Source organism: Burkholderia arboris (genome assembly GCF_902499125.1).
In the GTDB taxonomy this organism is placed as follows: Bacteria; Pseudomonadota; Gammaproteobacteria; order Burkholderiales; family Burkholderiaceae; genus Burkholderia; species Burkholderia arboris.
This window is the reverse complement of the sequence record NZ_CABVPX010000034.1, coordinates 46,911-68,362: the sequence shown is the minus strand read 5'-3', so window position 1 is coordinate 68,362 and position 21,452 is coordinate 46,911. Positions and strand designations below refer to the sequence as shown.

The following is a 21,452-nucleotide window of genomic DNA, read 5'->3' as shown; positions in this document are numbered from 1 at the left end:
CGGGCGTTTTGGGGTTTTCGCCACAATGCGGCATCGCACGATGCCGCACGGGACTCAACCCATCTTCGAGAAGGCGCTGCACCAGCCCTTCGCCGACACCTGCTTGCCGGGGAAGGCGCCGCACGGGCCCGAAGCCGAGCCCTTCTTGCCCTGGTACAGCATGCAGGCCGCACAATCCTGGCCCGCTGCATACTTCGGGTACTTCGTCTTGTCGACCTTCGTGGCATCGGCCTTGTAGCCAAGCGCCACGGCGGTCGGATCCGTTTCCGACAGCATCGGCGCATCGGCCAGCGCTTCGCGCGACAGCGCCAGCGCGGACACGGCACCAATGCTCGTAATCAGGAAACTCCGACGGGATGTTTTCATGGGGGACTCGCTCCAACGTTATCGGTTTGAAAGCTGTTCTGGCGACAGCCGTTCGACAGAATAACGCTCAAGCGAATAAATGTGCGCGCCGAAATTCCAGAGATAAGGAATTTCACACGGCCGTCACGCGCGCCGCGTCAGCGGTATGCGGTCATCTCGCCCACGCGCTGCGCGAGCGCGAGCGACGCGGTGAGCCCCGGCGACTCGATGCCGAACAGGTTCACGAGCCCGCGCACGCCATGCTGCGCGGCGCCCTGCACGATGAAATCGGCCGGCGGCTCGCCGGGCCCCGCGAGCTTCGGCCGGATGCCCGCGTACGCCGGCTGCAGCGCATCGTCGGGCAGGCCCGGCCAGAACGCGCGGATCGACGCGTAGAACGCGCCCGCGCGCGCCGGATCGACTTCGTAGCGCAGCGAGTCGCACCACTCGACGTCCGGGCCGAAGCGCGCCTGCCCGCCGAGATCGAGCGTCAGGTGCACGCCGAGCCCCGCGCGATCGGGCATCGGATAGATCAGGTGCGAGAACGGCGCACGGCCCGACAGGCTGAAGTAATTGCCGCGCGCGAGATAGAGCGGCGGCACCCAGCGCGGATCGAGGCCGCGCGTGCGGCGCGCGAGCGCCTGCGCACCGAGGCCCGCGCTGTTGATCACGCACGCGGCGTCGATCTCGGCCGGCGCGTCGCCGCCCGTACGCACGATGAAGCGCCCGCCGCGCAGCACGTCGATCGATTCGACCGGGGATTTCAGCGCGCATACGGCGCCGTCGCGTTCCGCGTCGCCGAGCAGCGCGAGCATCAGCTGGTGGCTGTCGACGATGCCCGTGGACGGCGAGAACAGCGCCTCCACGCATTCGAGCTGGGGCTCGAGCGTCTGCGCTTCGGCGCGCGTGAGCGGCATCAGGTCGAGCACGCCGTTTTCGGCCGCGCGCGCGGCGATCGCCTTCAACTGCTTCACCTGCGCGGCGCTCGTCGCGACGAGCAGCTTGCCTGCGCGCCGGTGCGGCACGTGATGGGTCTCGCAGAATTCGTACAGCAGGTCGCGCCCGTGCACGCACGAGGTCGCCTTCAGCGACCCGCGCGGATAGTAGAGCCCCGCGTGGATGACTTCGCTGTTGCGCGAACTCGTGCCCGTGCCGATCGCCTCGGTCGCCTCGAGCACGATCGTTTCACGCCCGCGCGCGGCCAGTTCGCGCGCAATCGCCAGACCGACGACGCCTGCGCCGATCACGACACAATCCATCTGCTCCATGACTGTTCGCGCTGCTCGCGCGTCGAAGGGAGAGAAAGGAATTGTACGTCCCGGTTCACCCGTTTGCCGAACGCATGCGCATCGCGTCGCGACGACGCGGCCGGCGGCGCCACGCACGCCACGCTCAACCACGCGCGCACGCCGCAGCCGTGCGCGCGCGGGCCGCGTCAGAAGCCGATCGGCCGCCGCTTCGCGGCCCCCTCGTCGGCGCGAATGTCCTGCGGGCCGATCGCATCGCGGCCGTCGAGCCGCGCGGCGCCGAACGCGTGCAGCAGCGCACGGCGCATCGTGCGCGGCGGCGTCGCGGCCAGCACGTCGAGCGCATCGTCGCCGAGCGTATCGGGGAAGCGCCGCCCCCACGCATGCGACGTGCGGATCTCGTCGTAGATCGTCTGCGCGATCCGGCGCGCGCCGGCCGCATCGGGCGGCGCGATCTCGTACACGTTCATCCGGTTGAGCAGCGGCTCCGGAATCGCCTGCGCGTCATTCGCGGTCGCGATCCAGATCACGTTGCCCGCATCGATCGGCACTTCCGCGAATTCGTCGACGAACGCGCGCGCGGTGTCGTGCTCGAGCAACGCATACAGCGCACCGAGCGGATCGTATTGCGCATCGCTGCCGGCCTTGTCGATCTCGTCGACCGCGATCACCGGGTTCGCGTAGCTGCCGTTCACGAGCGCCTCGAACACCTTGCCGGGCTTCGCGTTCTTCCATTGCGACGACGCGCCCGACAGGATCCAGCCGGCCGTCAGCGAACTCATCGGCACGTAGTGATACGCGGTGCCGAGCAGTTGCGCGAGCGCCTTCGCGAAATGCGTCTTGCCGATCCCGGGCGGCCCGAGCAGCAGGATCGGCATCAGCTCGAGCCGGTCGTCCGTCTCGAGGCACAGCGCGACCTGCTTGCGCACGTCGTCGAGCGGCTCGCCGAAATTCGGCAACGCTTCGCCGAGTTCATCGAACGACGGCATCCGGTTCGGCTTCACGCAGAAGCGCAGATTCCCCGTCTTGAGCATCCGCTCGTAGGTCGCGCGCAGTGCGTCGCTCGCGCTCTCGTTCAGGTCGCTCAGCGCGGTCTCGACCTGCTCGAGGTCGTACACCGTGCTGAAGGACGCCACCGCCAGTTCCTGTTTCACCATCGCCGTCGTCATACCAACCTCGCTGCACTTGCCGTCACACATCCATCAGACCCTTACGATTTCAGTGTAGCGGTCCCGCATCCCCGTGCAAGCAAGCAGCCGTGCGAGTCTGCTGCTAACACTCCGCGCGCGCTGCACGGCTGCGCGCCGCAGCGTATGATCGTTGGTTCCTCCACCCGCCGCGCCGGCCCTGACGACGGCGCCCGCGCGGCGCACGGCACGCCGCCCCGAAGGTACGCAGATGTCCGTCCCCACTGCTTCTCCGCGCGTCGATGCCGACGCGATCGGCGCCGTCGACGCGGCGCTCACGTCGCGCCGCGCAGTCCGCGCATTCCTGCCGACACCCGTGCCACGCGACACGCTCGAGGCGATCCTCGAAGCCGCGAGCCGCGCACCGTCGGGCACCAACATCCAGCCGTGGCGCGTGTACGTCGCGACGGGCGCGACGCGCGATGCGCTCGCCGCCGCGCTCACCGCGGCCCACGACGACCCTGCGCGCGACGAGAAATACGTCGCCGAATACGACTACTACCCGCGCGAATGGGTGTCGCCGTATATCGACCGGCGCCGCAAGGTCGGCTGGGACCTGTACGGGCTGTTGAACATCGGCCGCGACGAGAAGGCGCGCATGCACGCGCAGCACGCGCGCAACTTCCGTTTCTTCGACGCGCCGGTCGCGCTGTTCTTCACGCTCGACCGCATCATGACGCACGGGGCCTGGCTCGATTGCGGGATGTTCCTGCAAGGCGTGATGACGGCCGCGCGCGCCCGCGGGCTCGATACCTGCCCGCAGGCCGCGTTCGTACCGTTTCACCGGATCGTCGCCGACCACCTCGGCATTCCGCCCCACGAACAATTCGTCTGCGGCATGTCGCTCGGCCATGCCGACCCGGATGCGATCGAGAACCGCCTCGTCACCGAGCGCGCGCCGGTGGCCGAGTTCGCGCGCTTTTTCGCTTGAAAACGCACGGCGCGGCCCTACCTTTCGAACAGGAACGCATCGTGCGGCGAACCTGTCGTGCCGCGTCCTGTCACATCGCGATCGAAATCGATCGGGCGTAAGATGTGCGTCCGTTCCCCGCTATCCCGCGTTTCCGGAGACGTTTCATGCTGAAACACGGCCTGGCCGTCCTGCTTGCGAGCGCCGCGCTCGCCGCTCATGCGCAGAGCCCCGCGCCGGCCGTCGTCGCGTGGGAAATCCAGGTGGTGCGCGACGGTCAGACGATCGACACGTTCCAGCAAAACACCACCGTGGGTCAGACCCGCACCGATACCCATCGCTATCCGTCCGCCGTGCCGGTCGGCTGCGGCAATGCCGCGCGCGTCGTGCCGACCGAGCGCTCGCGCTCGGTGACGGTCGCGCCGCTCACCGTCGATGCGAACGCGAACACCGTGTCGCTCGCGCTCGACGTGCAGGAAACGCTCGACGACGAAAACGCGACGCGCAGCGATCCGTGCGTGCCCGCGTCGCCGCGGCAGATCGTCGCGAGCCACCCCGGCCTGTCGGTCGGGGGCGACGCCTGGACCGACTGGACGCTCGTCGAGCAGCATCCGCATCTCGTGTACCGCGTGCGTGCGCACGTCGCGAAGGACTGAGCGTCATGTCCGCCGACGCCCTGTCCCTGCCGTTCGCCGAACCGCACGCCGCGCCCGACGAAATCACCGCCGTCAGCTGGAACCTGCACAAGGGCCGCTCGCCGCTCGGCTTCACCGCGTGGAACGCGATGCGCAACTGGATGCAGTCGACGCACGCCGACGTGTATTTCCTGCAGGAAGCGATGGCGCGCCGCATGCCGCGCCCCGTGCTCGCACCCGGCTTCGGTGCGCAGATGGACGACGCGGTCGACGACGTGTGGCATTGCCAGGCCACCGAGATCGCGCATGCGCTCGACTGGCAGATCGCGCTCGGGCCGAACGTCTTCAAGCCGTCGTGGCGGCACGGCAACGCGATCCTGTCGCCGCATCCGCTCGACCTCGGCGGCCGCTGGGACATCTCCGCACACCGCTTCGAGCGGCGCGGGCTGCTCGTCGCGCGTGCAACGCTCGCGGGCGCGCGCCCGGTCACGCTGCTGTGCGCGCACCTCGCGCTCACGCGCGCCGCGCGGCTGCGCCAGATGCACTGGATCGCGCACTGGATCGTGCGCAACGCGGGCGACGGCCCGCTGATGCTCGCCGGCGACTTCAACGACTGGCGCAACGATTCGGTCGCGCTGTTCGGCGAGATCGGGATGTCCGAAGTCGCGACGCTGCTCGGCGAATCGGGCCGCACGTTCCCCGCGTTCTCGCCGGCGCTCGCGCTCGACAAGATGTTCGTGCGCGGCCTGACACCGCTCGAATGGCGCGCGCCGACCGGCGAAGCCGCCTGGCTGTCGGACCACCTGCCCTACATCGCGCGGCTGCGCCTCGATCCGCAGTAACGCCCCCGGAATCCGGTCGCGCGCCACGGGAGCACGGTTGCGCGGCGCGCGCTACAGTAACGGCTTGCCCATTCCGCCAGCGCCCCGCCGCCGGGCCGCGCCACCATGACCTACCTGCCGATCCTGCTGCAAATCGCCGTCGTCTACCTCGTCGCGGCAATCACGCCCGGCCCGAATTTCTTCATGATTTCGCAACTGTCGCTCGCCGGCCGGCGCAGCCTGGGCGCCGCATCGGCGCTCGGTGTCGGTACCGCGTCGGTCGCGTGGGCGACGCTCGCGATGCTCGGCCTCGCGGCCGTGCTGCACCAGGTCGAATGGCTGTACGAGGCGATCCGGATCGGCGGCGCCGTGTATCTCGTGTATTTCGGCTTCAAGCTGCTGCGCTCGGGCGTGCGCCGCGACGCGGCGCCGGCCGACGCGCCGGACACCACCGCGCCGCTGGCCGCGCCGCACGCGCGCGACTACCTGCGCGCCTATCGCAGCGGCCTCTTCACGTGCCTGACGAACCCGAAATCGTGCGCGTTCTGGACCAGCGTGTTCGCGGCGATGCTGCCCGCGCACGTGCCGCTGTGGTTCAACGGCGCGGTGCTGGTGACGATCGGCGTGCTGTCGGCCGGCTGGTATTCGTGTGTCGCGTATCTGTTCGCGAGCCCGCGCGCGCAGCGCGGCTACCGTCGCGTGCGACGCCCGCTCGACGCGCTGTGCGGCGTCGCGCTCGTCGGTCTCGGCGCGAAACTCGCGGCCGATCGCTGAAAGCTCGTCGAAAGAATTTGTTGCGCCAAATCCGCGCAGCCGCGGGGGTCAAGCCCGCGATCCGCGTCAACAGGGTAAAATAACGAGTTCCTCAAACGTCTGTCATCGAGAAGGCGCGTGTCCGACGCGCCGGCCGGCCGATCCGTGATCGGGCCGTCGCACTCGGTTTTTTTGCCCGTTTTTGGGCCCGATACACGCGTTCGCTACGCGCGTCCGTTTTCAAAGCCATGAGCAAATACGACACCGCCACCGTCCAATCCGTCCATCACTGGACCGACACGCTGTTCAGCTTCACCTGCACCCGTGAGGCGAGCCTGCGCTTCAACAACGGCGAATTCACGATGGTCGGCCTCGAGGTCGACGGCAAGCCGCTCGCGCGCGCCTACTCGATCGTCAGCCCGAACTACGAAGAGCATCTCGAATTCTTCAGCATCAAGGTCCAGAACGGCCCGCTGACGTCGCGCCTGCAGCACCTGAAGGTCGGCGACACCGTGCTGATCGGCAAGAAGCCGACGGGCACGCTGGTCGCCGACAACCTGCTGCCGGGCAAGACGCTGTGGATGCTGTCGACGGGCACGGGCCTCGCGCCGTTCATGTCGATCATCCGCGATCCGGAGATCTACGACCGCTTCGACAAGGTGATCCTGACGCACACGTGCCGCCTGAAGGGCGAGCTCGCGTACATGGACTTCATCAAGCACGACCTGCCGGGCCACGAGTACCTGGGCGACATCATCAAGGAAAAGCTCGTCTACTACCCGACGGTCACGCGCGAAGCGTTCGACAACGAAGGCCGGATCACCGACCTGATCGCGACGGGCAAGCTGTTCACGGATCTCGACGTCCCGCCGTTCTCGCCGGAAAACGACCGCGTGATGCTGTGCGGCAGCACCGCGATGCTGAAGGACACGACCGACCTGCTGAAGCAGGCCGGCCTCGTCGAAGGCAAGAACAGCGCACCGGGCCACTACGTGATCGAGCGCGCCTTCGTGGACTGATCCGCCCCCGAAATTTGTGCCGCATCAAGAACCGGAGCAAAAGCTCCGGTTTTTTTTCATCCCTACTTGGCGAATTCGTAACAAACTGGGACCATCCCATCTCAAATAGTTACATTTGGATACGGCATCGTCCGGTGTTCGGGTGTCAGTGTTTTTCCTACAACAGGTTCATTCCGATTATTCACATTTACCCTTAAATGTCCGCCCGACATGACCTTTTCGGAAATTTTGAGATATTATTCGCCGCGCGTGGTTGCCGTTTGAATGAGAGTGGAAGGGTCGGATGCAAGCGTTACAAGACGTAACTTTTGTTACCTCGGCATGGAGCGATTCTCTGGCGGCAACCGTCGTCAAAACGGCAGCCGATCCACGCAGCCAGCCGGTGTCTGAACCGCTTTCTGACAGCAGGGAGAGTCATGGATACGTCGCTTAACGCGCCCTCGAGCGCCCACGCCCCGTTCCCGCCGCGGCAGCTCGTGCACAGCGGCGCCGTTACTCCGCCCATCGCCGGCGCAGCGTCGAAACGCGACGCCTCCGCCGCGCGGATCGCGGCACTTTCCGCCCAACTGCTCGCCGCCGACGAAGCGGCCCGCCGCCACCTGGCCGGCGAGCTGCACGACGGACTCGGCGCCGAATTGACCGCTGCGCGTTTCGCGCTCGCAAACGTTCAAACGTGGCTGCCGGCCGATGCGCCGGACGGCTGCCTGCGCGCGCTGGAGCTGGCGCAGCAGGCGCTCGACGCCGCCACCGACGCGAATCGCCGGCTCATCGACGAACGCGACACGCCGGCGCTCGACGCAGGCGTGATCGGCGCGCTGTCGTCGTGGATCGACACCCATGCGGCCCGCACGGGCCTGCGCACGAGCTTCGTGTGCGCAGCCGACGCGCGCCTGACGCAGATCGCCGGCGCCAGCGCGCTCGCGGTGTTCCGTGTCGCGCAGGAAGCGCTGTCGAACGTCGCGAAGCACGCGCGCGCAACGTCGGTCGACGTACGGATCGTCACCGACGGCACGCATCTGTCACTGATTGTCGCCGACGATGGGACCGGTTTCTCCCGGAACCGCCGCAGCGGCTATGGCCTCGCGGGCATGCGCGCCCGCTGCGAGGCGTTCGGCGGCAGCTTCGACACGGCCACGCCGGATGCCGGCCACGGCACGCGCGTCACCGCGCGCTTCGCGTGGGATTCGCTGCTCGCGGTGCCCGTCGCGGCCCGCCGCGCGTCGCTTTCGTGAGGTCGCCATGAGCCTGAACATCCTGCTCGTGGACGATCACGCGATCGTCCGGCAAGGGATCCGCCAGTTGCTGATCGACCGCGGCGTCGCACGCGACGTGACCGAGGCCGAAACCGGCGGCGACGCAATGGCCGCCGTCGACAAGCAGGAATTCGACGTGATCCTGCTCGACATCTCGCTGCCCGACACGAACGGCATCGAGGTGCTCAAGCGCCTCAAGCGCAAGCTGTCGCGCACGCCGGTGCTGATGTTCTCGATGTACCGCGAGGACCAGTACGCGGTGCGCGCGCTGAAGGCCGGCGCGGCCGGCTACCTGTCGAAGACGGTCAACGCCGCGCAGATGATCGGCGCGATCCAGCAGGTCGCGGCCGGCCGCAAGTACGTGAGCCCCGCGATGGCCGAGGCGCTCGCCGAATACGTGTCGTTCGAGAACGAGCCGCTGCCGCACGAGAAGCTGTCCGACCGCGAATACCAGACGCTCTGCATGCTCGCGTCGGGCAAGCGGCTCACCGACATCGCGAACACGCTGTCGCTGTCCGTGAAGACGGTGAGCGTGTACCGGTCGCGGCTGCTCGAGAAGATGCGGCTGTCGAACAACGCGGAACTCACGTTCTACGTGATGAGCAACCGGCTCGTCGACATGGCGCCCACCGCCGGCGCCTGATCCGCCCGATCCGCCTGTTCCGCCGGATTCACCTGCTCCATCGGATTCGTCCGATTCCATGACGCGGCACACGCCGCGTCGCCTTCAACCGCCGCCCGTTTTTTGCGCGCAAGCGCTTGTTTTGTCGGACGATTCCGCGGCGCGCCGCTGCGCCGCAGCGGGTCTTGTTCGTCAAATCGGCTAAAATTACGGGTTTTCACTCAGTCAGCGCCCCCGCGCCTGCGCGCGCTGGCGATTCATCCGCAATGTCTCTCTTCCGCAAGAAAAACGTCGATCGCATGATCGCCGGCGCGCACGCCGCCGGGCTCAAGAAAGCGCTCGACGCGATCGACCTCACCTTCCTCGGCATCGGCGCGATCATCGGCACCGGCATCTTCGTGCTGACCGGCACCGGCGCCGTGCAAGCCGGCCCCGCCCTGATGCTGTCGTTCGTGATCGCCGCGATCGCATGCGGCCTCGCGGCGCTGTCGTACGCGGAATTCGCGTCGACGATCCCCGTTGCCGGCTCGATCTACACGTATTCGTACGCAACGCTCGGCGAGCTCGTCGCGTGGATCATCGGCTGGGACCTGATGCTCGAGTACGGCCTCGCGTCGTCGGCCGTGTCGGTCGGCTGGTCGGGCTACCTGCAGTCGCTGCTGCAGGGCTTCGGGCTGTCGCTGCCGACCGTGCTGACGGCCGCGCCCGGCGCGGTGCCGGGCGTCGTCACGTGGTTCAACCTGCCCGCGTTCCTCGTGATGATCGTGATCACGACGCTGCTGTCGATCGGCATCCGCGAATCGACCCGCATCAACAACATCATGGTGTTCATCAAGGTGTCGGTCGTGCTGCTCGTGATCGCGGTCGGCCTGTTCCACGTGACGCCCGCGAACTGGAAGCCGTTCATGCCGCACGGCTGGAACGGCGTGTTCGGCGCGGCGGCCGTGATGTTCTTCGCGTTCATCGGCTTCGACGCGGTGTCGTCGGCGGCCGAGGAAGTGAAGAACCCGAAACGCGATTTGCCGATCGGCATCATCGCGTCGCTCGCGGTGTGCGCGGTGCTGTACGTGACGGTCGCCGCAGTCGCGACCGGCATCGTGCCGGCAGCCCAGTACGCGAACATCTCGCACCCGATCTCGTACGCGCTGCAGGTCGCCGGCGAGAAGTGGGTCGCCGGCTTCATCGATCTCGGCGCCGTGCTCGGCATGCTGACCGTGATCCTCGTGATGAGCTACGGCCAGACCCGCGTGATCTTCGCGATGTCGCGCGACGGGCTGCTGCCGTCGATGCTGTCGCGCGTGCACCCGCGCTACGCGACGCCGTTCCTGACGACCTGGCTCGTCGGCCTGTTCTTCGGGCTGATCGCCGCGCTCGTGCCGCTCAACGTGCTCGCCGAGCTGATCAACATCGGCACGCTCGCGGCGTTCTCGATGGTGTCGATCGCGGTGCTCGTGCTGCGCCGCACGCACCCCGATCTGCCGCGCGCGTTCCGCTGCCCGGGCGTGCCCGTGGTGCCGATCCTCGCGGTCGCGGCGTGCCTGTTCCTGATGCTGAACCTGCAGCCCGTCACGTGGGCCGCATTCGGCATCTGGCTCGTGATCGGTCTCGTGATCTACTTCCTGTACTCGCGCCACCACTCGAAGCTCGCGCACGGTCACCACGACGCGCACTGAGCGCCGTGGCGGCGCGCGCAGGCCGCGCGTCGCGACGCCCACCGCACGGGGCCGCCACCGGCCCCGTGCGGCCCCCCTCCCCCGAACCGGCCGCTGCGCCGCTCCCGCGAGCGATCGCTATCCGATCGTCGCGATGTCTTGCCCGATCCTCCGGATTTGCCCGCACGCGCCACCGCACTGCCTGCACGCAAGCGCCGCGCGGTTCATAATCCCGCCATCGAACGACGGTACCGGGCAGCGGGCCGTCCGGCAACAGGAAAAGATGATGGAAAGCGTCGATCTCGATGTACTGAAATCCAGCGCGCGCTGGCTCGAAGAAGGACGCCGCGTCCTGCTCGTGACGGTCGTGAAGACGTGGGGCTCGTCGCCGCGCCCCGAAGGCGCGATGCTCGCGGTGCGCGAGGACGGCCTGGTGGTCGGCTCCGTGTCCGGCGGCTGCATCGAGGACGACCTGATCGCCCGCGTGCACGCGAGCGGCATCGCGGCCGACGCGCGCCCGGAAGCGCTCAAGTACGGCGTGACGGCCGAGGAAGCGCACCGCTTCGGGCTGCCTTGCGGCGGCACGATCCAGCTCGTGCTCGAGCCGCTCACGCGCGACAGCGGGATTGCCGGGCTGTGCGCGGAAGTCGAGGCCGGCCGCCTCGTCACGCGCACGATGACGCTCGCGACCGGCCGTGCGTCGCTGTCGCCCGCGCAGGCGACCGACGGGCTCGCCTTCGACGGCGAACGGCTCGTGTCGATCCACGGGCCGCGCTACCGGATGCTCGTGATCGGCGCCGGCCAGCTGTCGCGCTATCTGTGCCAGATCGCGGTCGGGCTCGACTACCAGGTGACGGTGTGCGATCCGCGCGAGGAATACACGGATGCGTGGGACGTGCCGGGCACGCGCGTCGTGCGCACGATGCCCGACGATACGGTGCTCGACATGAAGCTCGACGCGCGTTCGGCGGTGATCGCGCTGACGCACGATCCGAAGCTCGACGATCTCGCGCTGATGGAGGCGCTGAAGACGCCCGCGTTCTACGTGGGCGCGCTCGGCTCGCGGCGCAACAACGCGGCGCGGCGCGAGCGGCTGCGCGAATTCGACCTGAACGAAGCGGAACTGGGCCGGCTGCACGGGCCGGCCGGCATCTACATCGGCAGCCGGACACCACCGGAAATCGCGATCTCGATCCTTGCCGAGATCACCGCCGCGAAGAACCACGTGTCGCTGCCGACGATCCTGCAGGTCGAAGGCGCGAAGGCCGCGCGCGAAATCGCGGCAAACAGCGGCGCGGCCTGCGGACTCTGAGCCACGGCGGCGCGCCGCCGATACGGTGCGCGCCGGTGACAGCCCGGCGCGATCGCCGATCCGGTCAGGTCAGGCCGGCAGCGAGCGCCGCGGCAACCGAACCGACCACCAGCACGACGCCAACCGTACGGCGCTTGTTCAGCTCGGTCCACAGCAGCACGCCCGTCAGCGACAGCAGGATCAGCGAGCCTGCGATCGTGTCCATCAGCAGCACCCAGCCGAGGTTCATCCCGACGCCGCGATGCAGGTTGTTCAGCGTCGTCAGGAACGTGTTGCCCGTGCGCTTCACCGACACGTAGCCGTTGCCGACCCAGTACTCGGCCTGCAGGTTCTGGTGCGGGCCGAATACGCCGAATTGCCAGTGCTCCGGCTGCATCACGCGTTGGTCGCCCCACGCGACGGCCTGCGCGGGCTCCTTGCGCATGCGCCCCGGCTTGCCGTCGAAGTGCAGCGCCTGCTGCAGCCACTTCGTCATCGCGGCGGGCGTCTTCGGCACCGGGCTCGGCAGCGCGATCTGCAGTTCCTCGACCTGCGGCTCGCCGGTCGAAATCTTCAGCGGCGGCGCGCGGTGGTTCAGCAGCACGCCCGTCACGCCGAACAACAGCCCGAGCACCGCGCCCCACAGCCCGACCCAGCCGTGCACCTTGCGCAGCCACTTGATGAAGGTTGCGCGGCGCGAGCGCTGGCGGCGCGCAGCCAGCTCGCCGTCGCTCAGCGGGCGGCCCGCCGGGTGCAGCACGGTGACGCCGGCGAGCGGCATGCCCGCCTTGGGCGGGTCGATCGTTTCGGGCGCGTTCACGCGAAAGTATCCATTCGTTCAAAACAACGGGCGGCGCGCAAGGCATGCGCGCCGCCCGATCAACATGAAAATGAGAATGGATATCATTACATAAATCTATTGCCGGCTCAATCCTGGCGGGTACGCGGCGCCAGGTTCGATGAGCAAAAAAACGCGAGAGAAGCGCCCGCGTTGCGGTGCGATGCCGAACGATAGCCGGCAGATGCCAGCGAAATCATCTCGAAAGATCGAGATAGCATTTCGCAAGCAGCCGCGCGGCAGCAGGCCGTTCAGCGCAACGGCGGCAGCGGGAAACGCGGCGCGGCGTCGCCCGGCTCGGGCTCGGTGCGATCGAGCGCGTACAACCACGCGAGCAGGTCCGCGACGGCCTGGTAGAGCTGCGGCGGAATCCGGTCGTCGAGATCGACCTGCATCAGCAGCGACACCATCTCCGGTGCCGTATGCACGTACAGCCCGGCGTCGTGCGCACGCGCGACGATCATCTCCGCGAGCACGCCGTACCCCTTCGCGACCACGCGCGGCGCCGCATCGCCGCCTTTCGGGTCGTAGACGAGCGCGGCCGCGCGCTTGCGGGACGTCATGCTCATGGCAGCACCTCGTCATCGACGCCCGGCACTCGCGCATCCGGTCCGCCGGCCGCGCCGCGCGCATACGCGGCGGCCGCCGCCTGCGCGGCAAACAGGTCGAAGCCGTCCGGCCCGTCGTCGACCGCGCGGATCGACAGCCCGCCCACCTTGAGCCCCGACCCTTCGAGCCGCTGCCGCAGCGCGGCCTCGTTTCGCGTGAGGCGGTCCGCGTCCGCGTGGTTCGCACGCAGCCGCGCGACGAGCTGCGCGCCGTTCAGCACCAGCTCGGCATCGACCGTGCCGAGCGACGGCAGCGTCAACGTGAGGCGCGTGCGCCACGCGATGCCGTCGCCGGCGTCGTCACCGCCGCCGCGCGGCCCCCGGTTGCCCGGCTCGTCCGGCTCGATCGTCCAGTCGAGCCGCGCGCCGGGCCATGCCTCGCCGGCCCAGCGAAACTGGTCGGTCGCGAGCGCATCGAGCTGCTGTCGGACGAGCGGCACCGCGGCCGGATGCACGGTCGCGAGCGTCTGCGCCTGCGGATCGGACGACGCCGCCGCGAGTCCGGCACGCGCGGGCGTCCAGCGCGTATCGGCGTGCGTCCCCAGCGGATCGGTGCCGTCGGGCGGCAACGACGCGCCCTGCCGCGCGGCCGCCGGCATTGCCTGCGCGGGATCGCGTGCCGGCGCGCCGGCCTGGGCCGGCGTGCCCGGTTGCGCGGTGGTCCGCGCGGACGCCGGCAGCGGCGGGCGTTGTGCGAGCAGTTCGTCGAGCACGTCGGTCGAATCGTGCGACGCGGCATCCGGGTCGGCCGGCGCGAGTGCGGCCGCCAGACGCGCCTGCGGTTCGCGCATCAGCGCGGCGAGCGGACGCTGGCCGGCCAGCCACTGCGCGAGATGGGATTCATAGAAGAGGCCGCTTTCGCTCACGGCCTGCGCAAGCGCCGCACGCAACGCCATAACCGGCGGCGGCACGGCCGCATCGCGCGCAGCCGCGGCAGACGACGCCTCGGCGGAAGCCGGTGTGGACGGCGCCGCCGGACCGGAGGCGGCCGGCATGCGCGCCGGCACGGCCGTATCGGTCAGCAGCACGGTGGGATCGGCCAGCAACGGCACACGACCGGCGAGCGCCGGCGTCGCGTCGCCGCCCGAGCGCGAGATCGCGTCGAGCACGCGCCCGACATCGGACAGTGCGGTCTGCGTGGAAGCGGGTGGCGCGGCGGGCGGACTGCCGGCCGGCGGCGCGGACGACGCGCCGGCGCCCGGCGTGCCGACCTGCGAGGTCGCGCCGCCGCCGGCGGGCGCCGACACGGTGCCGGTCAGCAGGCTGTCGAGGCGGCTCGCCAGCAGCGCAGCCGCAACGGAGTCGATACCGGTCATGATCGGAGCCTGCTCACCTTAGGGTCTGTTTGCAGATGGAATGCACATGCGTTGCCACGAGAACGGCCGTGCGCGACGCCGCGACTACCGGCGTATTCGCCAGGAGCGCAACGTGGCGAGCGGCCGTTCTCGTGGCAACCCCAAATCAGGAAATCATTCCACGGGAATGCCCGAAATCGCCCGCATGGCGGCGTCGCTCGTCTCTTGTTCGGCTCGGCCAAACGGCGCTCATCACTCCTTGCCCTGCGAGCGGTTTCGGGCATTCGCATGTGCGCTCCATCTGCAAACAGACCCGACCCATCGTTGCGAATCCGGGCGCGGCACGCCGGTGCCGTCCGCGGGAACGGTGCGCGCCGCGTGCGGCAACGGGCCCGGGCGCATCGCGCCCGTCTCCCCGGAAAACGGCCCTACCCGCGCGCGCGGTAGAGATCGGTCAATACCTTGGTCGAACGCCGTGCCTCGAACAGCGCGGACAGCCGCGCGACGTCCGGGCTCGCGAGATCGCGGATCGCGGCGTCGTCGGCCAGGATGCGGCGGATCAGGTCGAGCTTGCGGCCGAGATCCGATTCGTCGAGTGCGACGCCCGGATCGGCCTCCTTGAGCCCGTCGACGAGCTGCATGAATTCGGCCTGCAACCCCGGCAACGCGCTCCAGTCCGCGCCGCGCGCGGCGCACAGCATGCGGCCCGACACGGCGGCGAGCGCCTCGTAACGTGCGAAGTATTCGGCCTTGCGATTCATCGTGACGCTTCCACTGCCTGTTGCGCGGCCATCCGCGCGACTTCCGGGGCGATGCCCGTCCATGCTTCCTCGAGCGTGGCGAGCAGCCCGTCGACCTCGACCAGCATCGCGTCGCTCGCCTGCGCGTTCGCTTCCAGCAGACGCCGGCCGATATACGCATACAGCGCATCGAGCCGGTCCGCGATCTCGCCGCCCGCGTCGCGGTTCAGCGATGCCTGCAGCCCGCTCTCGACGATCCGGATCGCCTTGCCGATCGCTTCGCCGCGCCCGGACACGTTGTCCTGCTGCAAATGCATGCGGGCCAGCGCAATCGCCTGCCGCGCGCCCTGGTACAGCATCGCGATCAGCCGGTGCGGGGAGGCGCCCATCACCCCCGTCTCGACGCCGACACGCGCGTATGCATTGGCTCCAGCGTGTCCTGGGGAAAACATGCGCATCTCCTTGTTATGCCTTGGCTATACGGGAGCCGCCGCCGTGCATCGCACGACGCGGCCTTCACACCGGAGTTATCGGAAGGGAATTGAAAAGCTTTAGGTGCGCGGCGCGTGCCGCCGGGCAAGCGATACCGGCCTGCCGCCCCTGTCCGGGAGGCGGTCGGCCGCCCCTATGAACCGTCGCCGGATAGCCTTCCCCGGATGCCCGTCGCGTCACACCGACATCTGCATGATGTCGTTGTAAGCGCTCACTAGCTTGTTGCGGACCTGAAGCCCGAACTGGAAGCCGATGTTGGCTTTCTGCATGTCGACCATCACGTCGTTCAGCGACACGTTCGGCGCGCCGACTTCGAACGCCTTCGCCTCGCCGAGCGCGTGCTGCTGGTCGCCGCTGATCTTGTCGAGCGACGCCTTCATCGCGCTCGCGAACGTGCCGGCCGTCGCCGCGCCCGAACCGGCAAGCGCTGCCGTCGGGCTCGCGACGCCGCCGGACGCCTGCGCGGCCATCGACTGCATCTGTTGCAACACCGAACCGATTCCGCTGACGTTCGCAGTCATGCTGTCCCCAGACTTAGAGAAGAGACCCGGACGGGCCGGGCGATCCGCCGGCGCCGCACCACGCGCACCATGCCGGATCGCGAAAAAGGATAGCAGCGCGCCGCGCGTCAAAGCCGAGAAAGTACGGGGGAAACCCCGCTCTTTTCGGTCGATCGGAGTACGGCCCGAATCACGATAATCGCATCGTGTCATTGTCCGCCCGCTCGTCCGAGCGAGCTCAGTCGTCCCGCTCCGGAGAAACTCGACGCATGGATTCGCAGGCCAACTCGCTGATCAACCCAGACGCCCGCGCGGGCCTCGCCAGCCCGGCGCCCGGCGCCGCCGCGGCCGCCGCGTTGCCGGGCGCGGGTGGCGCAGGCGCAGACTTCGGGCTGGGCGGCTTCGCGGAACGCATTCCCGGCATCTCGCGGATGAAGGGCAACCCGAAGCTGCCGTTCGTGATCGCCGTCGCGCTCGCGATCGCCGCGATCACCGCCCTCGTGCTGTGGAGCCGGGCGCCCGACTACCGCGTGCTGTACAGCAACCTGTCGGACCGCGACGGCGGCGCGATCATTGCCGCGCTCCAGCAGGCAAACGTTCCCTACAAGTTCGCCGATGCCGGCGGCGCGATCCTCGTGCCGTCGAACCAGGTGCATGAAACGCGCCTGAAGCTCGCCGCGATGGGGCTGCCGAAGGGCGGCTCGGTCGGCTTCGAGCTGATGGACAACCAGAAATTCGGCATCAGCCAGTTCGCCGAGCAGATCAATTACCAGCGTGCGCTCGAAGGCGAGCTGCAGCGCACCATCGAATCGATCAATGCCGTGCGCGGCGCGCGCGTGCATCTCGCGATCCCGAAGCCGTCGGTCTTCGTGCGCGACAAGGAAGCGCCGAGCGCGTCGGTGTTCGTCGACCTCTATCCGGGCCGCGTGCTCGACGAGGGCCAGGTCCAGGCGATCACGCGGATGGTGTCGTCCGGCGTGCCCGACATGCCCGCGAAGAACGTGACGATCGTCGACCAGGACGGCAACCTGCTGACCCAGACCGCGTCCGCCTCCGGCCTCGACGCGAGCCAGCTCAAATATGTGCAGCAGGTCGAGCACAACACGCAAAAGCGCATCGACGCGATCCTCGCGCCGATCTTCGGCACCGGCAACGCACGCTCGCAGGTCAGCGCGGACCTCGATTTTTCGAAGATCGAGCAGACCTCGGAAAGCTACGGCCCGAACGGCAATCCGCAGCAATCCGCGATCCGCAGCCAGCAGACCAGCAGCGCGACCGAACTCGCGCAGGGCGGCGCGTCGGGCGTGCCGGGCGCGCTGTCGAACACGCCGCCGCAGCCGGCGTCCGCGCCGGTCGTCGCCGGCAACGGCCAGAACGGGCCGCAGACGACGCCGGTCAGCGACCGCAAGGACCAGACGACCAACTACGAAGTCGACAAGACGATCCGCCACCTCGAACAGCCGATGGGCAGCGTGAAGCGGCTGTCGGTCGCGGTCGTCGTCAACTACCAGCCGGTCGCCGACGCGAAGGGCCACGTGACGATGCAGCCGCTGCCGCCCGCCAAGCTCGCGCAGGTCGAACAGCTCGTGAAGGACGCAATGGGCTACGACGAGAAGCGCGGCGACTCGGTGAACGTCGTGAACAGCGCGTTCTCGACCGTGAGCGACCCGTACGCCGACCTGCCGTGGTGGCGCCAGCCCGACATGATCGCGATGGCGAAGGAAGCCGCGAAGTGGCTCGGCATCGCGGCAGCCGCGGCAGCGCTCTACTTCATGTTCGTGCGCCCGGCGATGCGCCGCGCGTTCCCGCCGCCCGAGCCGGCCGCGCCGGCGCTCGCGGCGCCGGAAGATCCGGTCGCGCTCGACGGCCTGCCCGCGCCGGTCAAGACGGAGGAGCCCGACCCGATGCTGCTCGGCTTCGAAACCGAGAAGAACCGCTACGAACGCAACCTCGACTACGCACGCACGATCGCCCGCCAGGATCCGAAGATCGTCGCTACCGTCGTGAAGAACTGGGTGTCCGATGAACGCTGAAGGCTTGACCAAGAGCGCGCTGCTGCTGATGTCGATCGGCGAGGAAGAAGCCGCGCAGGTATTCAAGTTCCTCGCGCCGCGCGAGGTCCAGAAGATCGGCGCCGCGATGGCCGCGTTGAAGAACGTCACGCGCGAGCAGGTCGAGGACGTGCTGCAGGAGTTCGCGAAGGAAGCCGAGCAGCACACCGCGCTGTCGCTCGATTCGAGCGACTACATCCGCTCGGTGCTGACGAAGGCGCTCGGCGAGGACAAAGCCGGCGTGCTGATCGACCGCATCCTGCAGGGCAGCGACACGAGCGGCATCGAGGGCCTGAAGTGGATGGACTCGGGCGCCGTGGCCGAGCTGATCAAGAACGAGCATCCGCAGATCATCGCGACGATCCTCGTGCACCTCGACCGCGACCAGGCGTCGGAAATCGCCTCGTGCTTCACCGAACGGCTGCGTAACGACGTGATGCTGCGGATCGCGACGCTCGACGGCATCCAGCCGGCCGCGCTGCGCGAACTCGACGACGTGCTGACGGGTCTGCTGTCCGGCAGCGACAACCTGAAGCGCAGCCCGATGGGCGGCATCCGCACCGCGGCCGAGATCCTGAACTTCATGACGAGCGTGCACGAGGAAGGCGTGCTCGAAAGCGTGCGCCAGTACGACGCCGATCTCGCGCAGAAGATCGTCGACCAGATGTTCGTGTTCGAGAACCTGCTCGACCTCGAGGATCGCGCGATCCAGATGGTGCTCAAGGAAGTCGAGTCGGAAACGCTGATCATCGCGCTGAAGGGCGCGCCGCCCGCGCTGCGCCAGAAGTTCCTCGCGAACATGTCGCAACGCGCGGCCGAACTGCTCGCCGAGGATCTCGACGCGCGCGGCCCGGTGCGCGTGTCCGAAGTCGAGACGCAGCAGCGCCGCATCCTGCAGATCGTGCGCAACCTCGCCGAGAGCGGCCAGATCGCGATCGGCGGCAAGGCGGAAGACGCGTATGTCTGATTCGGCGAGCGATCGCGTGGGCACCCTCACCGCATACCAGCGGTGGGAGATGGCGTCGTTCGACCCGCCGCCGCCCCCGCCGCCGCCCGACGACGCGGCGGCCGCTGCCGCCGCGCTCGCCGAGGAACTGCAGCGCGTGCGCGATGCCGCGCACGCCGAAGGCCATGCGGCCGGCCACGTCGAAGGCCAGGCGCTCGGCTACCAGGCCGGTTTCGAGCAGGGCCGCGAACAGGGTTTCGAGGCCGGCCAGGCCGACGCGCGCGAACAGGCTGCGCAGCTCGCGGCGCTCGCCGCGTCGTTCCGCGAAGCCGTATCGACCGTCGAACACGATCTCGCGTCCGACATCGCGCAACTCGCGCTCGACATCGCGCAGCAGGTCGTGCGCCAGCACGTGAAGCATGACCCGGCCGCGCTGGTCGCGGCCGTGCGCGACGTGCTCGCGGCCGAGCCCGCACTGTCCGGCGCACCGCATCTCGCGGTGAATCCGGCCGACCTGCCCGTCGTCGAAGCCTATCTGCAGGACGATCTCGATACGCTCGGCTGGAACGTGCGCACCGATGCGTCGATCGAGCGCGGCGGCTGCCGCGCGCACGCCGCGACCGGCGAGGTCGATGCGACGCTGTCCACGCGCTGGCAGCGCGTCGCCGCCGCGATCGGCAAGGTGAGCACGTGGTGACGCGGTCGCCCGAGGCGCTGGCGCACGACGGCATGACGCCGCTCGAACGTGAACTCGCGCTCGCGTCGTTCGGGCCGGCTGCCGCGCACGACGCCGCACACGACGCCACGCCGCACGCTGCGGTTGCGGCCGCCGATACCGCCGGCGCCACGCCGCGCGCACCGCACAACCCCCATCTCGCGCACTGGCGTTCGCACCTGAACGGGCTCGCCGCGCGCAGCCACCGCGCGCTGCCGCTGCGGCCGTGCGGGCGCCTCACGCGCGCGGCCGGCCTCGTGCTCGAGGCGATCGGGCTGCGCCTGTCGGTCGGTGCCGAATGCATGATCGAACTGCCGCCCGGCAGCACGCTGCCGCACGCGGAAGCCGAAGTCGTCGGCTTCGCCGGCGACCGCCTGTTCCTGATGCCGACCACCGACGTCGCGGGCGTGCTGCCCGGCGCGCGCGTGTGGCCGCTCGAAAGCGCGCCCATCACCGATCCGCTCGCGGGCGCGAAGCGGCTGCCGGTCGGCTGGGAGATGCTCGGGCGCGTCGTCGACGCGTCGGGCCGCCCGCTCGACGGCCTCGGCCCGCTGGCATCCAGGGTCGATGCACCGCTGTCGGCGCCGTCGATCAATCCGCTCGAGCGCGAACCGATCCACCACGTGCTCGATGTCGGCGTGCGCGCGATCAACGCGCTGCTCACCGTCGGCCGCGGGCAGCGGATGGGCCTGTTCGCGGGCTCCGGCGTCGGCAAGTCGGTGCTGCTCGGCACGATGGCGCGCTATACGAGCGCGGAAGTGATCGTGATCGGGCTGATCGGCGAACGCGGCCGCGAAGTGAAGGAATTCATCGAACAGATCCTCGGCGAGGACGGCCTCGCGCGCTCGGTCGTCGTCGCGGCGCCGGCCGACGTGTCGCCGCTGCTGCGGATGCAGGGCGCCGCCTACGCGACGTCGCTCGCCGAGTATTTCCGCGACCAGGGCAAGCATGTGCTGCTGCTGATGGATTCGCTGACGCGCTATGCGATGGCGCAGCGCGAGATCGCGCTGGCGATCGGCGAGCCGCCCGCGACGAAAGGCTATCCGCCGTCGGTGTTCGCGAAGCTGCCCGCGCTCGTCGAGCGCACCGGCAACGGGCCCGAAGGCGGCGGCTCGATCACCGCGTTCTACACGGTGCTGACCGAAGGCGACGACCAGCAGGACCCGATCGCCGATTCGGCGCGCGCGATCCTCGACGGCCACATCGTGCTGTCGCGCTCGCTCGCCGAGGCCGGCCACTATCCGGCGATCGACATCGAGGCATCGATCAGCCGCGCGATGACCGCGTTGATCGACGAAACGCATCTCGACCACGTGCGGCAGTTCAAGCAGATGCTGTCGCGCTACCAGCGCAACCGCGACCTGATCGCGGTCGGCGCGTACGCCCCCGGCCGCGACGCGCAACTCGACCGCGCGATCGCGCTCTACCCGCGCATCGAGGCCTTCCTGCAGCAGGGCTTCCGCGAATGCGCGCCGTTCGCACCGAGCCTGACCGCACTCGATGCGCTGTTCGACGCTTACGGAGGCTGATCC

Annotated in this window: 22 protein-coding genes; 13 read left to right on the top strand and 9 right to left on the bottom strand. The window is 69.0% G+C overall.

Features of this window, described 5'->3' with window-relative positions; translation table 11 throughout:
- Positions 1 to 54: 54 nt before the first annotated feature.
- The 3 genes from BLA15945_RS30910 to BLA15945_RS30900 all read right to left on the bottom strand — a co-directional run bounded on the left by BLA15945_RS30910 (position 55) and on the right by BLA15945_RS30900 (position 2,761).
- Positions 55 to 366 carry a high-potential iron-sulfur protein gene (locus BLA15945_RS30910; protein WP_021163765.1) on the bottom strand — a complete coding sequence of 104 codons (312 nt, stop codon included), beginning with the start codon at positions 364 to 366 and terminating at the stop codon, positions 55 to 57.
- 137 nt (positions 367 to 503) lie between these two features.
- On the bottom strand, positions 504 to 1,613 hold the full coding sequence (locus BLA15945_RS30905) for an NAD(P)/FAD-dependent oxidoreductase (protein ID WP_174994164.1): 1,110 nt from the start codon (positions 1,611 to 1,613) through the stop codon (positions 504 to 506).
- A 167-nt stretch (positions 1,614 to 1,780) separates the two neighbouring features.
- Entirely contained in the window at positions 1,781 to 2,761 is a 981-nt protein-coding gene (locus tag BLA15945_RS30900) for an AAA family ATPase (RefSeq protein WP_174994163.1), read from the bottom strand.
- Positions 2,762 to 2,990: 229 nt separating this feature from the next.
- Between BLA15945_RS30900 and BLA15945_RS30895 the strand changes: the two genes are divergently transcribed.
- The 9 genes from BLA15945_RS30895 to BLA15945_RS30855 all read left to right on the top strand — a co-directional run bounded on the left by BLA15945_RS30895 (position 2,991) and on the right by BLA15945_RS30855 (position 11,756).
- On the top strand, positions 2,991 to 3,710 hold the full coding sequence (locus BLA15945_RS30895; RefSeq protein ID WP_059232958.1) for a nitroreductase: 720 nt from the start codon (positions 2,991 to 2,993) through the stop codon (positions 3,708 to 3,710).
- Positions 3,711 to 3,856: 146 nt separating this feature from the next.
- Positions 3,857 to 4,345: a hypothetical protein gene (locus BLA15945_RS30890; protein ID WP_174994162.1), complete on the top strand. Its 489-nt coding sequence runs from the start codon at positions 3,857 to 3,859 to the stop codon at positions 4,343 to 4,345.
- Between the two features lie 5 nt (positions 4,346 to 4,350).
- On the top strand, positions 4,351 to 5,166 hold the full coding sequence (locus BLA15945_RS30885) for an endonuclease/exonuclease/phosphatase family protein (protein ID WP_174994161.1): 816 nt from the start codon (positions 4,351 to 4,353) through the stop codon (positions 5,164 to 5,166).
- A 105-nt stretch (positions 5,167 to 5,271) separates the two neighbouring features.
- A complete protein-coding gene (locus BLA15945_RS30880) occupies positions 5,272 to 5,919 on the top strand; it encodes a LysE family translocator (RefSeq protein WP_059232956.1) in 648 nt (215 codons plus the stop codon).
- Between the two features lie 227 nt (positions 5,920 to 6,146).
- On the top strand, positions 6,147 to 6,917 hold the full coding sequence (locus tag BLA15945_RS30875) for a ferredoxin--NADP reductase (RefSeq protein WP_059232955.1): 771 nt from the start codon (positions 6,147 to 6,149) through the stop codon (positions 6,915 to 6,917).
- A 416-nt stretch (positions 6,918 to 7,333) separates the two neighbouring features.
- A complete protein-coding gene (gene rqpS / locus BLA15945_RS30870; RefSeq protein WP_059232954.1) occupies positions 7,334 to 8,149 on the top strand; it encodes a quorum system sensor histidine kinase RqpS in 816 nt (271 codons plus the stop codon).
- A 7-nt stretch (positions 8,150 to 8,156) separates the two neighbouring features.
- Entirely contained in the window at positions 8,157 to 8,813 is a 657-nt protein-coding gene (gene rqpR, locus BLA15945_RS30865; protein WP_059232953.1) for a response regulator transcription factor RqpR, read from the top strand.
- A gap of 245 nt (positions 8,814 to 9,058) precedes the next feature.
- Complete coding sequence (locus tag BLA15945_RS30860; protein ID WP_174994160.1) at positions 9,059 to 10,465, top strand: amino acid permease; 1,407 nt, start codon at positions 9,059 to 9,061, stop codon at positions 10,463 to 10,465.
- Positions 10,466 to 10,730: 265 nt separating this feature from the next.
- Positions 10,731 to 11,756 carry an XdhC family protein gene (locus BLA15945_RS30855; protein WP_059232951.1) on the top strand — a complete coding sequence of 342 codons (1,026 nt, stop codon included), beginning with the start codon at positions 10,731 to 10,733 and terminating at the stop codon, positions 11,754 to 11,756.
- A gap of 64 nt (positions 11,757 to 11,820) precedes the next feature.
- Here BLA15945_RS30855 and BLA15945_RS30850 read toward each other — a convergent pair whose 3' ends face one another.
- The 6 genes from BLA15945_RS30850 to fliE all read right to left on the bottom strand — a co-directional run bounded on the left by BLA15945_RS30850 (position 11,821) and on the right by fliE (position 16,229).
- Positions 11,821 to 12,555, bottom strand: a complete 735-nt coding sequence (locus tag BLA15945_RS30850) for a PepSY-associated TM helix domain-containing protein (protein ID WP_059232950.1) — start codon at positions 12,553 to 12,555, stop codon at positions 11,821 to 11,823.
- A gap of 269 nt (positions 12,556 to 12,824) precedes the next feature.
- Positions 12,825 to 13,142, bottom strand: a complete 318-nt coding sequence (locus BLA15945_RS30845; protein WP_174994159.1) for an EscU/YscU/HrcU family type III secretion system export apparatus switch protein — start codon at positions 13,140 to 13,142, stop codon at positions 12,825 to 12,827.
- Positions 13,139 to 14,497 (bottom strand): flagellar hook-length control protein FliK, encoded by a 1,359-nt coding sequence (locus tag BLA15945_RS30840; protein WP_174994158.1) that lies wholly within the window; start codon positions 14,495 to 14,497, stop codon positions 13,139 to 13,141. Before BLA15945_RS30840 ends, BLA15945_RS30845 begins: the two co-directional genes overlap by 4 nt.
- Positions 14,498 to 14,904: 407 nt before the next feature.
- Positions 14,905 to 15,237: a flagellar protein FliT gene (locus tag BLA15945_RS30835; RefSeq protein WP_048252007.1), complete on the bottom strand. Its 333-nt coding sequence runs from the start codon at positions 15,235 to 15,237 to the stop codon at positions 14,905 to 14,907.
- Entirely contained in the window at positions 15,234 to 15,668 is a 435-nt protein-coding gene (gene fliS, locus BLA15945_RS30830; RefSeq protein ID WP_059232947.1) for a flagellar export chaperone FliS, read from the bottom strand. Before fliS ends, BLA15945_RS30835 begins: the two co-directional genes overlap by 4 nt.
- Positions 15,669 to 15,884: 216 nt before the next feature.
- Positions 15,885 to 16,229, bottom strand: coding sequence for a flagellar hook-basal body complex protein FliE (gene fliE / locus BLA15945_RS30825; RefSeq protein ID WP_059232946.1), 345 nt, complete (start codon positions 16,227 to 16,229; stop codon positions 15,885 to 15,887).
- A 248-nt stretch (positions 16,230 to 16,477) separates the two neighbouring features.
- On the opposite strand from fliE, the gene fliF reads away from it, so the two are divergent.
- From fliF to fliI, 4 genes are read left to right on the top strand one after another with little or no spacing between them, the layout of a single operon-like run.
- Positions 16,478 to 18,241: a flagellar basal-body MS-ring/collar protein FliF gene (gene fliF, locus BLA15945_RS30820; protein WP_059232945.1), complete on the top strand. Its 1,764-nt coding sequence runs from the start codon at positions 16,478 to 16,480 to the stop codon at positions 18,239 to 18,241.
- Entirely contained in the window at positions 18,231 to 19,226 is a 996-nt protein-coding gene (fliG, locus tag BLA15945_RS30815; protein WP_059232944.1) for a flagellar motor switch protein FliG, read from the top strand. The genes fliF and fliG overlap by 11 nt, the downstream gene beginning before the upstream one ends.
- Positions 19,219 to 19,902: a flagellar assembly protein FliH gene (fliH, locus tag BLA15945_RS30810; protein ID WP_059232943.1), complete on the top strand. Its 684-nt coding sequence runs from the start codon at positions 19,219 to 19,221 to the stop codon at positions 19,900 to 19,902. The genes fliG and fliH overlap by 8 nt, the downstream gene beginning before the upstream one ends.
- A 32-nt stretch (positions 19,903 to 19,934) precedes the next feature.
- On the top strand, positions 19,935 to 21,449 hold the full coding sequence (fliI, locus tag BLA15945_RS30805; RefSeq protein ID WP_407045121.1) for a flagellar protein export ATPase FliI: 1,515 nt from the start codon (positions 19,935 to 19,937) through the stop codon (positions 21,447 to 21,449).
- Positions 21,450 to 21,452: the final 3 nt, after the last annotated feature.